General features: G+C 61.4%; 11 protein-coding genes. 6 read left to right on the top strand and 5 right to left on the bottom strand.

What is annotated here, in order from left to right; translation table 11 throughout:
- Positions 1–2: 2 nt before the first annotated feature.
- Genes ACIPL2_RS21845 through ACIPL2_RS21825 form a run of 5 tightly spaced genes read left to right on the top strand, consistent with a single transcriptional unit; the run spans position 3 to position 4090 of the window.
- The gene (locus ACIPL2_RS21845) at positions 3–488 is read left to right on the top strand and encodes a hypothetical protein (protein WP_401359543.1); all 486 of its coding nucleotides are present in this window, start codon (positions 3–5) and stop codon (positions 486–488) included.
- The gene (locus ACIPL2_RS21840; protein ID WP_401359541.1) at positions 485–1681 is read left to right on the top strand and encodes a beta-ketoacyl-[acyl-carrier-protein] synthase family protein; all 1197 of its coding nucleotides are present in this window, start codon (positions 485–487) and stop codon (positions 1679–1681) included. The genes ACIPL2_RS21845 and ACIPL2_RS21840 overlap by 4 nt, the downstream gene beginning before the upstream one ends.
- Entirely contained in the window at positions 1678–2139 is a 462-nt protein-coding gene (locus ACIPL2_RS21835; RefSeq protein WP_401359539.1) for a hotdog family protein, read from the top strand. Before ACIPL2_RS21840 ends, ACIPL2_RS21835 begins: the two co-directional genes overlap by 4 nt.
- Complete coding sequence (gene fabG, locus ACIPL2_RS21830; RefSeq protein WP_401359537.1) at positions 2136–2864, top strand: 3-oxoacyl-ACP reductase FabG; 729 nt, start codon at positions 2136–2138, stop codon at positions 2862–2864. The genes ACIPL2_RS21835 and fabG overlap by 4 nt, the downstream gene beginning before the upstream one ends.
- Positions 2864–4090 (top strand): beta-ketoacyl-ACP synthase, encoded by a 1227-nt coding sequence (locus ACIPL2_RS21825; RefSeq protein WP_401359534.1) that lies wholly within the window; start codon positions 2864–2866, stop codon positions 4088–4090. Before fabG ends, ACIPL2_RS21825 begins: the two co-directional genes overlap by 1 nt.
- A 120-nt stretch (positions 4091–4210) precedes the next feature.
- Here ACIPL2_RS21825 and ACIPL2_RS21820 read toward each other — a convergent pair whose 3' ends face one another.
- Both ACIPL2_RS21820 and ACIPL2_RS21815 read right to left on the bottom strand, forming a co-directional pair.
- Complete coding sequence (locus tag ACIPL2_RS21820) at positions 4211–4654, bottom strand: DUF2846 domain-containing protein (protein WP_401359532.1); 444 nt, start codon at positions 4652–4654, stop codon at positions 4211–4213.
- A gap of 214 nt (positions 4655–4868) precedes the next feature.
- Complete coding sequence (locus ACIPL2_RS21815) at positions 4869–5771, bottom strand: LysR substrate-binding domain-containing protein (RefSeq protein ID WP_401359529.1); 903 nt, start codon at positions 5769–5771, stop codon at positions 4869–4871.
- A gap of 167 nt (positions 5772–5938) precedes the next feature.
- On the opposite strand from ACIPL2_RS21815, the gene ACIPL2_RS21810 reads away from it, so the two are divergent.
- The gene (locus ACIPL2_RS21810) at positions 5939–7165 is read left to right on the top strand and encodes an MFS transporter (protein ID WP_401359637.1); all 1227 of its coding nucleotides are present in this window, start codon (positions 5939–5941) and stop codon (positions 7163–7165) included.
- Between the two features lie 173 nt (positions 7166–7338).
- Here the strand turns inward: ACIPL2_RS21810 and hemE are convergent, their stop codons facing one another.
- The 3 genes from hemE to gltB all read right to left on the bottom strand — a co-directional run.
- On the bottom strand, positions 7339–8406 hold the full coding sequence (gene hemE, locus ACIPL2_RS21805) for a uroporphyrinogen decarboxylase (protein WP_401359526.1): 1068 nt from the start codon (positions 8404–8406) through the stop codon (positions 7339–7341).
- A 252-nt stretch (positions 8407–8658) separates the two neighbouring features.
- Positions 8659–10077, bottom strand: a complete 1419-nt coding sequence (locus tag ACIPL2_RS21800) for an FAD-dependent oxidoreductase (RefSeq protein WP_401359524.1) — start codon at positions 10075–10077, stop codon at positions 8659–8661.
- 33 nt (positions 10078–10110) lie between these two features.
- On the bottom strand, positions 10111–12989 hold a 2879-nt coding region (gene gltB, locus ACIPL2_RS21795), incomplete at its 5' end, for a glutamate synthase large subunit (RefSeq protein WP_401359521.1).

Below are 12989 nucleotides of genomic sequence, written 5' to 3'. Positions count from 1 at the left end.
CGGTGGCGCTGCGATTTTTGTTGGCGGCCTGTGCCCTGCTGCTGAGCGCCTGCGCCAGCCAGGCACCGCTGCCCGAGCAAACCCCGAAACTGGCGTTGCCGCTGCAATTGCACATCCAGCGTCTGGTGGCTGATCAACGTCAGGATTGGGTGCTGGTGATCCAACAAGAAGGTCCCGCAATTCGCTGGTCGATGATGGATTTGTTGGGCATTCCCCAGGCGCGCCAGAAACTGGTCGATGGAAAGTGGCATGCCGACGGCCTGCTGCCGCCCAACCCGGAAGCCCGGGAGTTGTTCGCCGCGTTGCTGTTTGCGCTGACACCCAAGGACGAACTGCAAGGCAACTATCCAGAGGCCTGGCAGCACGGCGCACAACGCTCCCTGCCAGAACGCTGGAACGTCCGTTACTCACAACCGATGAGCTTTGAATTGAACCTGCCCAAAGGCCCGAAATACCAAGTCACGCCCCTGAGTGGGGACGCACCATGACGGCTTATCTGAACGCCCTCGGAGTGATCTGCGCCTTGGGCCGCGACAAGCAAGAAGTCGCCCGCAATCTGTTTGCCGGCGATTGTTCCGGCATACGCAGCGAAGACGGCTGGGTGGCAGAGCGGTCGTTGCCCGTCGCGGCGGTGCGCGGCGAACTGGCGTCGATCCCCGTCGAGTTGACTGAGCAAAGCACCCGCAATAATCAATTGCTGCTGGAAGCCGCGCTGCAAATTCGCCAGGACATCGACCAAGCGATCCAGACCTACGGCCGGAATCGTATCGGCATCGTTCTGGGCACCAGCACCTCGGGCATCGACGAAGCCAGTCGCGGGCTGGCCCATTACATTCGTGAGCATGAGTTCCCGGCCGATTACGACTACCAGCAACAGGAACTCGGTGCGCCGGCAAATTTCCTCGCTGATTGGCTGCAACTGAGCGGCCCGGCCTACGTGATCTCCACGGCGTGCACTTCCAGTGCCCGAGCGCTGATGAGTGCCCAGCGCCTGCTGGACCTGGGCGTGTGCGACGCGGTCCTGTGCGGTGGCGTCGACAGCTTGTGCAAGCTGACCCTCAACGGCTTTTCGGCGCTGGAAGCGGTGTCCGAACAGCGCTGCAATCCGTTCTCGGTGAACCGCAATGGCATCAACATCGGTGAAGCCGCTGTGCTGTTCCTGATGAGCAAAAAGGCCGGCGACAGCCAATCGATTGCCCTGCTGGGCAGCGGTGCCAGCTCGGATGCGCACCACATTTCCGCGCCGGAACCGACCGGCCGTGGCGCCCTGCAAGCGATGCGCAAAGCCTTGAGCCGTGCGCAACTGCAACCCCGACAGATCGCCTACCTGAACCTGCACGGCACCGCCACCCACCACAACGACGCCATGGAAAGCCTGGCGGTGGCGGCGCTGTTCCCGGACGGCGTGCCGTGTTCGTCGACCAAACCGATGACCGGCCACACCCTCGGCGCTGCCGGCGCACTCGAAGCGGCGTTCTGCTGGTTGAGCCTGAGCGCAGGCAACCGCGAACATACTTTGCCGCCCCACGTCTGGGACGGCCAGCCCGACCCGCAACTGCCGGCCCTGAAATGGGTGACCCCGGCCGATCGACTGGCGTCCATTGCACCTCGCTACCTGATGAGCAACTCCTTTGCTTTCGGTGGCAATAACGTCAGCCTGATTATCGGAGACGCACCATGATTGACTGGCCGCTCGCCGAATTGCTGCCCCATGCTGGCGACATGATCTTCATCGAGCAGATTCTGTCGTTCGATGACGAACAGATTCACACCCGCCTCACTGTCCGGCCCGATGGCCTGTTCAGCCGTGCCGACGGCAGCATGCCAGCCTGGGTCGGCATCGAACTGATGGCCCAGAGCGTCGCTGCCTACGCCGGTTGCCATGCGCGACAGCGGGGCGATGCGGTGGTGCTGGGCTTTCTGCTTGGCACCCGCAAATTCGAATGCAACGTTGAACATTTCCCTGCCGGTACCGAATTGACCATCCACGGGATCCGCTCCCTGGAAGACGACAATGGCATGGGCGTGTTCGAATGCCACATCAACGCCCCCGGCATCCACGCCACCGCCCGTCTGAACGTGTTTCGCCCGCCTCAGGCCGCGCAATATCTTCATGAACCCGAAGGAGTCCAGTCATGACTGAATCCGTACTGGTCACCGGTTCCAGCCGCGGCATCGGCCGCGCTATCGCGTTGCGCCTGGCCCAGGCCGGGCATGACATCGTGCTGCATTGCCGCAGCGGCCTGGCTGACGCCGAAACGGTCAAGGCCGAAGTCGAGGCCTTGGGCCGCACGGCGCGCATCCTGCAATTCGACGTGTCCGACCGTGCCAGCTGCAAAGCCATTCTCGAAGCCGACGTGGAAACCCACGGCGCCTATTACGGCGTGGTGCTGAACGCCGGCCTGACACGCGACGGTGCTTTCCCGGCGCTGAGCGAGGATGATTGGGACGTGGTGATGCGCACTAATCTGGACGGTTTCTACAACGTGCTGCACCCGGTGATGATGCCGATGATTCGTCGTCGTGCTGCCGGGCGAATTGTCTGCATCACCTCGGTGTCCGGGTTGATCGGCAACCGGGGCCAGGTCAACTACAGCGCGTCCAAGGCCGGGTTGATCGGTGCGGCGAAGGCGCTGGCGATCGAACTGGGCAAACGCAAAATCACCGTCAACTGTGTCGCACCCGGCTTGATCGACACCGCAATGCTCGATGAAAACGTGCCGGTGGAAGAACTGATGAAAATGATTCCCGCACAGCGCATGGGCACCCCGGAAGAGGTGGCTGGCGCCGTGAATTTCCTGATGTCGGCGGAAGCCTCGTACATCACCCGGCAGGTTCTGGCCGTCAACGGAGGCCTGTGCTGATGAAGCGCGTCGTCGTCACCGGCATGGCCGGCATTACCTCATTGGGCAGCGATTGGGAGACCATCGCCGGCAACTTCGCGGCCAACCGCAGCGGCATCCGCCGGATGGATGAGTGGGATCGTTTCACCGAACTCAACACGCGCCTGGCCGGGCCGATCGACGACTTCAAGGTGCCGAGCCACTGGACCCGCAAACAGCTGCGCAGCATGGGCCGGGTCTCGCGACTGGCGGTCTACGCGGCGGAAAAGGCCTTGGCCGATGCCGGGTTGCTGGGCAACGAATTGATCAAGGACGGGCGCATGGGCGTCTCCTGTGGTTCGTCCACCGGCAGCACCGACGAGATCAAGGCATTCGGCAACATGCTGCTCAATTCGGTTGCCGAGGGCCTGAACGCCAACTCCTACGTACGGATGATGCCGCACACCACGGCGGCGAATATCAGCATCTTCTTCGGCCTCACCGGCCGGTTGATCCCGACTTCCAGCGCCTGCACCAGCGGCAGCCAGGGCATCGGTTACGCCTACGAATCGATCAAGTTCGGTCGCCTGCCGCTGATGCTCGCCGGCGGCGCCGAAGAGCTGTGCCCGACCGAAGCGATGGTCTTCGATGCGCTCTACGCCACCAGCCTGAAAAACGATGCTCCGCAGACGTCCCCACGCCCTTACGACAGCGGCCGCGATGGCTTGGTGATCGGTGAAGGCGGCGGCATCCTGGTGCTCGAAGAACTCGAACATGCACTGGCTCGCGGCGCGCACATTCATGCCGAGCTGGTCGGTTTCGGCAGCAACGCCGACGGCCAGCACGCCACCCGTCCAGAGCAGGCCACCATGCGCCGGGCCATGGAACTGGCGCTGGAAGACGCCGGCCTACAGCCTTCGGACATTGGCTACGTGAACGGTCACGGCACGGCGACGGAACAGGGCGACATCGCCGAAACACTGGCGACCAGCAGCCTGTTCGGCGAACACATGCCAATCAGCTCGCAGAAAAGCTTCCTCGGCCACACCCTCGGCGCCTGTGGCGCACTGGAATCCTGGTTCAGCATCGAAATGCTCAACCGCGACCTGTACGTGCACACCTTGAACCTCGACGATATCGACCCGAACTGCGGCCAACTCGACTACCTGCGCGGCGAGTTCCGGCAGATGAGCAACCAGTACGTGATGAACAATAATTTTGCGTTTGGCGGGGTTAATACGTCGTTGATTTTCAAGCGCTGGGCGTAAGAAAAATCAAAGATCGCAGCCTTCGGCAGCGCCTGCATTGGACGGCGCACACCTGTAGGAGCTGCCGAAGGCTGCGATCTTTTGAAGCCCCCACGCATCGCGCAGGGGCTGCCAAATCGATTACTGAGCTTGAATCAACTTGCTTTCAGTGACGCCAGCGCGACCTGTCTTGTCGTCGACGACTTGCAGATTGTTACGCGCCTTGATGAAACCCACTTTCACTTCCTGCCAGACAAAGTAGTTTTTGCCGGCTTCTGCGGTGAGCTTCAGTTCCGAGTCATTTTCCGCCGAAGACACCAGGGTCTGCTGACCCGCCGGGACAGCCAACATCAGGTAGGACTTGGCGACCGTCTGCCCGACAGGCTTGCCGTTGAGCGTCACCGGCATTTTCACCCCGGCCCCCATGCTCTCGTTGCGATAAACGTAAATATTGGCTTTGTCGGGAGAGACCTGGAACGACTTGGCCTGCGCGTCCTGAGTTTCATCAGCCATTTTTACCGAAGCACAACCACCCGTCAGTGCGGTCAGGGCCAGCAAAGCGGTGAACGTTAACTGCTTGACCATCCTGTATCTCCATAGTTGTGTGATGAGTCCAATGTCGGTTATCGGCGCACTCAACAAAACCTTGAAGTGCTAGTGACAGGACATATTTCAATGTTCTTGCGGGCGCTTTCGCGGGCAAGCCTCGCTCCTACAGGGTTTCGCATTGTGGCGAAAAGGGGTGTTTACACCGCTGAACCTGTGGGAGCGGGCTTGCCCGCGAATGACTGCGCAGCAGTCACGCCTTCAGCGGTTCAACCTTGCGCGTCAGCAACTCTACAAACGCCTTGGCCATCGGCGACTTCTGATCCTTGCGCTGCACCAGCCACACGGCTGACACCGCTGCTGGATCCAGCAATGGTCGGTAGACCACGCCGTCGATGCGCATCCGCTGGTACGACGCCGGCAGCACCGATACGCCAAGCCCCGCCGCTACCAACCCGATGATGGTCATCGCCTCGCCAGCCTCTTGGGCGAAGTGCGGGCTGAAGCCGGCATCGCGGGCCAGGCTGAGCAACTGGGCGTAAAGACCACTGCCGTAACTGCGTGGGAAAAATACGAAGGGTTCGAGGGCCAGGGCTGACAGGAACAAGCCCTCTTCACTGTCGGTGACCAACGGATGCTTGGAACTGAGCACGGCGACCAGCGGCTCACGCATCAATTCCACGACGTTAAGGGTATCCGGCAGGCCCAACGGACGCATGATCCCGACTTCGATCGACTCATCCACCAGCGCCTCCGCCACTTGGGTGCTGCTCATTTCCCGCAGGTTCAGGTGCACCGCCGGAAAGCGCTGGCGAAACGAAAAAATCGCCTGAGGAATGGTCGAGTTGAACGGCGCCGACGAGGTGAAGCCAATCTTCAGTTCGCCCAATTCGCCCAATTGCGCGCGCCGTGCCACGTCCGCCGCTTTATCGACCTGCGCCAGCACCAAACGCGCCTCTTGCAGAAACAGTCGGCCGGCCTCACTCAGCTCGACCCGACGATTGGTCCGCTCGAACAACCGCGCGCCAACCTCTTGCTCCAGCGCCTGAATCTGCTGGCTCAGCGGTGGCTGCGAGATGCCCAGTACCTGGGCGGCGCGGCCGAAATGCAGTTCTTCGGCGACGGCGATGAAGTAGCGCAGGTGACGCAATTCCATGAAAACTCCATTAGGTCGTAAAACCTATCAAACAGGTCGAACAATATATTGGATTGAATCATTAGGCAGCTATATGCTTTTTTCATTGCCTGACCGGCTGCGCCCCTCCGAGGTCTGAAGTGAAAACTGCTGTCGCCCCACTCGCCCATGAAGTTCCACCCGCTGCAGTGGACGATGTCGTGTCCGAATTGAAAGAGATCTTCATCGAAAAAGGCACGCCAGCATTTATGCGCACGGTGCTGGCGCTGTTCTCTGGCGGCTTTGCGACATTCGCCCTGCTGTATTGCGTGCAGCCGATGATGCCGCTGCTTTCCCACGAATACTCGATCAACGCGGCCCAGAGCAGCCTGATCCTGTCGGTGGCCACCGGCATGCTCGCCATCGGCCTGCTGATCACCGGCCCGATCTCTGATCGCGTCGGGCGCAAACCGGTGATGGTCACAGCGTTGTTCGCCGCCGCGCTGTGCACCATCGCCAGTTCAATGATGCCGAGCTGGCACGGTGTGTTGCTCATGCGGGTGCTGACCGGGTTGTCGTTGAGTGGCCTGGCGGCAGTGGCCATGACGTACCTGAGCGAAGAGATCCACCCGCAGCACATTGGCCTGGCCATGGGCCTGTACATCGGTGGCAACGCGATTGGCGGGATGTGCGGACGCTTGATTACCGGCGTGTTGATCGACTTCGTCAGCTGGCACACGGCGATGTTGGTGATCGGCGGGCTGGCGCTGATTGCGGCAACGGTGTTCTGGAAAATCCTCCCCGAGTCGCGCAACTTCCGCGCCCGCTCGCTGCACCCGCGCAGCCTGCTGGACGGTTTCACCATGCACTTTCGCGATGCCGGCCTGCCGCTGTTGTTCCTCGAAGCCTTCGTGTTGATGGGCGCGTTCGTCACCCTGTTCAACTACATCGGCTATCGCTTGCTGGCCGAGCCGTACCACATGGACCAGGCCTTCGTCGGGCTGCTGTCGGTGGTGTATCTGTCGGGTATTTACAGCTCGGCAAAAATCGGTGCCCTGGCGGACAAACTCGGTCGGCGCCAAGTGCTCTGGAGCACCATTGTGCTGATGATCGCCGGCCTCGCGCTGACGATGTTGACGCCGGTGCCGGTGGTGATCATCGGCATGCTGATTTTCACCTTTGGCTTCTTTGGTGCGCATTCGGTGGCGAGCAGCTGGATCGGCCGCCGCGCGCTGAAAGCCAAGGGGCAGGCGTCGTCGCTTTACCTGTTCAGCTATTACGCCGGGTCGAGCATCGCCGGCACGGCCGGGGGCGTGTTCTGGCATTTGGGTGGCTGGAACGGGATCGGGTTGTTTATTGGCGGGCTGCTGGTGATTGCGTTGTTGGTGGCGCTGAAACTGGCGAAGTTGCCGCCACTCGGCGGTGTTAATGCCTGACACATTCCCTGTGGGAGCGGGCTTGCTCGCGAAGAGGCCGGCACATTCAACATTGATGTTGACTGACCCACCGCTTTCGCGAGCAAGCCCGCTCCCACATTTGACCGAGTACCGATCTGGCATCTCACATAAAAACGCCCGGCATTAGCCGGGCGTTTTTTATTGGGTCACGATCACTCGTGATACTGCGCCGACAACTCGTGCACCGCGCGCAGGAACGCGCCCGCGTGTTCCGGATCGACTTCCGGGGTGATGCCATGGCCGAGGTTGAACACGTGGCCGCTGCCCTTGCCATAGCTGGCGAGGATGCGCCCGACTTCGGTGCGAATGGCTTCTGGCTTGGCGTACAGGACGGTCGGGTCCATGTTGCCTTGCAGCGCAACTTTGCCGCCGACGCGATCACGTGCGCTGCCAATGTCGCAGGTCCAGTCCAGGCCAAGCGCATCTGCGCCAGCATCGGCAATGCTTTCCAGCCACAGCCCGCCGCCCTTGGTGAACAGGATGACCGGCACCTTGCGGCCTTCGTGCTCGCGGATCAGGCCGCTAACGATCTTGCGCATGTAGGCCAGGGAGAACTCTTGGTAAGCCGCCGCCGAGAGGTGGCCGCCCCAGCTATCAAAGATCTGCACCGCTTGGGCGCCGGCCATGATCTGGCCGTTGAGGTAGCTGGTGACTGACTGAGCCAGCTTGTCCAGCAACAAGTGCAAGGCTTGCGGGTTGTCGTACAGCATGGTTTTGGTCTTGCGGTAGTCTTTCGACGAGCCGCCTTCAACCATGTAGGTGGCCAGGGTCCACGGGCTGCCGGAGAAGCCGATCAGCGGCACGCGACCGTTGAGTTCGCGGCGGATAGTGCTGACGGCGTCCATGACGTAGCCGAGGTCTTTGTGCGGGTCAGGAATCGGCAGGGCTTCGATGTCGGCCAGGGTGCTGACGACTTTCTTGAAGCGCGGACCTTCACCGGTTTCGAAGTACAGGCCTTGGCCCATGGCGTCGGGGATGGTGAGGATGTCGGAGAAGAGGATCGCCGCGTCCAGTTGCGGATAGCGGTCGAGCGGTTGCATCGTGACTTCGCACGCGAACTCCGGGTTCATGCACAGGCTCATGAAGTCGCCGGCCTTGGCGCGGCTGGCGCGGTATTCCGGCAGGTAGCGACCGGCCTGACGCATCATCCAGACAGGCGTGACGTCTACGGGTTGCTTGAGCAGGGCGCGAAGGAAACGGTCGTTCTTCAGGGCAGTCATGTCGGCATCCGGAAAAAAAGTGCGGGCATTTTCTCAGAGCGCGACGCAAAAGGCACGGCAAGCGCCGCACCTTTTGTCTATCGGGTCAATTTGTCGCAATGAAACACAGAATTTAGCAACACCGGGAAACAACTGTGGGAGCTGGCCTGCCAGCGATGCGGCCACCTCGGTGTGTCACTCAGACCGAGGTGATGCTATCGCTGGCAGGCCAGCTCCCACAGGGGTTACTGCATTTCAGCTCAGGAATCGGGCTTAGACGCCCAGGTAATCCAGGATTCCTTCGGCGGCGTTGCGGCCTTCGAAGATCGCCGTTACCACCAGGTCGGAACCGCGAACCATGTCGCCACCGGCGAAGATTTTCGGGTTGCTGGTCTGGTGCTTGTACTGACCTTGTTCCGGGGCCACGACGCGGCCCTGGCTGTCGGTCTGGATGCTGTGCTGTTCGAACCACGACGCCGGGCTTGGACGGAAGCCGAAGGCGATGACCACGGCGTCGGCCGGAATGATCTCTTCGGAGCCCGGGATCGGCTCGGGGCTGCGACGGCCACGGGCGTCCGGTTCGCCGAGACGGGTCTCGACTACTTTCACGCCTTCGACGCGGTCTTCACCAACGATGGCGATCGGCTGGCGGTTGTAGAGGAATTTCACGCCTTCTTCCTTGGCGTTCTTCACCTCTTTGCGCGAGCCCGGCATGTTCGCTTCGTCGCGACGATAAGCACAGGTCACCGACTTGGCGCCCTGGCGAATCGACGTCCGGTTGCAGTCCATCGCGGTGTCGCCGCCGCCCAGTACCACGACCTTCTTGCCTTTCATGTCGACGAAATCTTCCGGCGACTTTTCAAAGCCCAGGTTGCGGTTGACGTTGGCGATCAGGAAGTCGAGCGCGTCATGCACGCCCGGCAGGTCCTCACCGGCAAAGCCGCCCTTCATGTAGGTGTAGGTGCCCATGCCCATGAACACGGCATCGTATTCTTCGAGCAGTTGCTCGACGGTCACGTCCTTGCCCACTTCGGTGTTCAGGCGGAACTCGATGCCCATGCCGGTGAAGACTTCGCGGCGATTGCTCAGCACGGTCTTTTCCAGCTTGAACTCAGGAATGCCGAAGGTCAGCAGACCGCCGATTTCCGGGTTCTTGTCGAACACCACCGGGGTCACGCCGCCACGTACCAGCACGTCGGCACAGCCCAGGCCCGCAGGGCCCGCGCCGATAATCGCAACACGCTTGCCGGTCGGGATGACCTTGGACATGTCCGGGCGCCAGCCCATGGCAAACGCGGTGTCGGTGATGTACTTCTCGACCGAACCGATGGTCACCGCGCCGAAGCCGTCGTTGAGGGTGCAGGCGCCCTCGCACAGACGATCCTGCGGGCACACCCTGCCGCAGACTTCCGGCAAGGTGTTGGTCTGGTGCGACAGTTCGGCGGCCTGGAGGATGTTGCCCTCGGCCACCAGTTTCAGCCAGTTCGGAATGAAGTTGTGCACCGGGCACTTCCATTCGCAATACGGGTTACCGCAACCCAGGCAGCGATGGGCCTGATCGGCCGAGTGCTGGGGTTTGAAGGGCTCGTAGATCTCCACGAACTCTTTCTTGCGTTGACGCAACAGTTTCTTCTTCGGATCCTTGCGCCCGACCTCGATGAACTGGAAGTCATTATTCAGACGTTCAGCCATTGTTAAAACCTCATCAAACTCTTCAGGCGCATATCACTGCGGGTTGGCACGGGTGCTGGAAAGCAACGATTTCAGGGTGGCAGCCTTGGGCTTGACCAGCCAGAAACGACGCAGATAGTCATCGAGGTTTTCAGCGAGGTTACGACCCCATTCGCTGTCGGTTTCCTCGACGTATTCGTTCAGCACGCGTTGCAAGTGGCTGCGGTAGGCTTCCATCGCTTCACCGCTGATCCGCTGGATTTCCACCAGTTCGTGGTTGACCCGGTCAACGAACGTGTTGTCCTGGTCGAGCACGTAGGCGAAACCACCGGTCATGCCTGAGCCGAAGTTGTAGCCGGTCTTGCCCAGCACGCAGACGAAACCACCGGTCATGTACTCGCAGCAGTGATCGCCAGTGCCTTCCACCACGGTGTGAGCACCGGAGTTACGCACCGCGAAACGCTCGCCCGCGGTACCGGCGGCGAACAGCTTGCCGCCCGTTGCGCCATACAGGCAGGTGTTGCCGATGATGGCACTGTCCTGAGTCTTGTAGATGCTGCCCTTCGGCGGAACGATCACCAGCTTGCCGCCGGTCATGCCCTTGCCGACGTAGTCGTTGGCATCGCCTTCCAGGTACATGTTCAAGCCACCGGCGTTCCACACACCGAAGCTCTGACCGGCCGTCCCTTTGAAGCGGAAGGTGATCGGCGCATTCGCCATGCCTTGGTTGCCGTGCTTGCGCGCGATTTCGCCGGAGATCCGTGCGCCGATCGAACGGTCGCAGTTGCAGATATCCAGGGCAAAATCGGCGCCGCTCTTGTCATTGATGGCCGAGGTGGCCATGTCGACCATTTTCTCGGCCAGCAGCCCTTTGTCGAACGGTGGGTTGCGCTCGACCTGGCAGAACTGGGGTTTGTCCGCCGGGATGTGATCGCTGCCCAGCAACGGGGTCAGGTCCAGGTGTTGCTGCTTGGCGGTCTGGCCTTCGAGGATGTCCAGCAGATCGGTACGGCCGATCAGCTCTTCGAGGGAACGCACGCCCAGCTTGGCCAGCCACTCACGGGTTTCCTCGGCGACGTAGGTGAAGAAATTCACCACCATGTCGACGGTCCCGATGTAGTGATCCTTGCGCAGCTTCTCGTTCTGAGTCGCGACGCCGGTGGCGCAGTTGTTCAGGTGGCAGATGCGCAGGTATTTGCAGCCCAGGGCGATCATTGGCGCGGTGCCGAAGCCGAAGCTTTCAGCGCCGAGAATGGCCGCCTTGATCACGTCGAGGCCGGTTTTCAGGCCGCCATCGGTCTGCACCCGGACTTTACCGCGCAGGTCGTTGCCGCGCAGGGTCTGGTGGGTTTCGGCCAGGCCGAGTTCCCACGGCGCGCCCGCGTATTTGATCGAGGTCAGCGGCGATGCACCGGTGCCGCCGTCATAGCCGGAGATGGTGATCAAGTCCGCGTAGGCCTTGGCCACACCGGCGGCGATGGTGCCGACGCCTGCTTCTGCCACCAGCTTCACCGAGACCAGCGCTTTCGGGTTGACTTGTTTCAGGTCGAAAATCAGCTGCGACAAGTCTTCGATCGAATAGATGTCGTGGTGCGGCGGCGGCGAAATCAGGGTCACGCCCGGCACTGCGTAACGCAGCTTGGCGATCAGACCGTTGACCTTGCCACCTGGCAGCTGACCGCCTTCGCCGGGCTTGGCGCCCTGAGCGACTTTGATCTGCAGCACTTCAGCGTTGACCAGGTATTCCGGGGTCACGCCGAAACGGCCCGTCGCAACCTGCTTGATTTTCGAGCTCTTGATGGTGCCGTAGCGCGCCGGGTCTTCGCCGCCTTCGCCGGAGTTGGAACGCGCACCGAGGCGGTTCATGGCTTCGGCCAGGGCTTCGTGAGCCTCGGGCGACAAGGCGCCCAGCGAGATGCCGGCGGAGTCGAAGCGCTTGAGCACCGATTCCAGCGGTTCGATTTCGCTGATGTCCAGCGGCGTGTCCAGGGTCTTGACCTTGAACATGTCGCGGATCATCGACACCGGACGGTTGTCCACCAGTGCCGTGTATTCCTTGAACTTGCCGTAGTCGCCCTGCTGCACTGCGGCTTGCAGGGTGTTGACCACGTCCGGATTGTAGGCGTGATATTCGCCACCGTGGACGAACTTCAGCAAACCGCCCTGCTGGATCGGCTTGCGCGGGCTCCAGGCTTCGGCGGCGAGGGCTTTCTGTTCGGCTTCGATGTCGACGAAACGCGCGCCCTTGATACGGCTCGGCACGCCACGGAAGCTCAGTTCGCAGACTTCTTCGGACAGGCCGATGGCTTCGAACAGTTGCGCACCGCGGTACGAGGTAATGGTCGAGATGCCCATCTTCGACAGGATCTTCAGCAGACCTTTGGTGATGCCTTTACGGTAGTTCTTGAACACCTCATAGAGGTCGCCCAGGACTTCGCCGGTACGGATCAGGTCGCCCAGCACTTCGTAGGCCAGGAACGGGTAGACCGCCGAAGCGCCGAAACCGATCAGCACCGCAAAGTGATGCGGATCGCGAGCAGTGGCGGTTTCCACGAGGATGTTGGAATCGCAACGCAGGCCTTTTTCGGTCAGGCGGTGATGCACCGCGCCGGTGGCCAAGGACGCATGGATTGGCAACTTGCCCGGCGCAATGCGTCGGTCGCTCAGCACTACCTGGGTACGGCCGGCGCGCACGGCTTCTTCAGCCTGATCGGCAACGTTGCGGATCGCCGCTTCGAGGCCGACGCTTTCGTCGTAGTTGAGGTCGATGATCTGGCGTTCGAAGCCCGGACGATCGAGGTTCATCAGCGAGCGCCACTTGGCCGGGGAAATGACCGGCGAGCTGAGGATCACGCGCGAGGCGTGTTCCGGCGACTCCTGGAAGATGTTGCGCTCGGCACCGAGGCAGATCTCCAGCGACATGACGATGGCTT

The sequence above is a fragment of the Pseudomonas sp. NPDC086251 genome, assembly GCF_044746405.1.
Taxonomy (GTDB): domain Bacteria; phylum Pseudomonadota; class Gammaproteobacteria; order Pseudomonadales; family Pseudomonadaceae; genus Aquipseudomonas.
The sequence above is the reverse complement of the archived record's forward strand: the minus strand, read 5'-3'. Positions and strand labels throughout refer to the sequence as shown.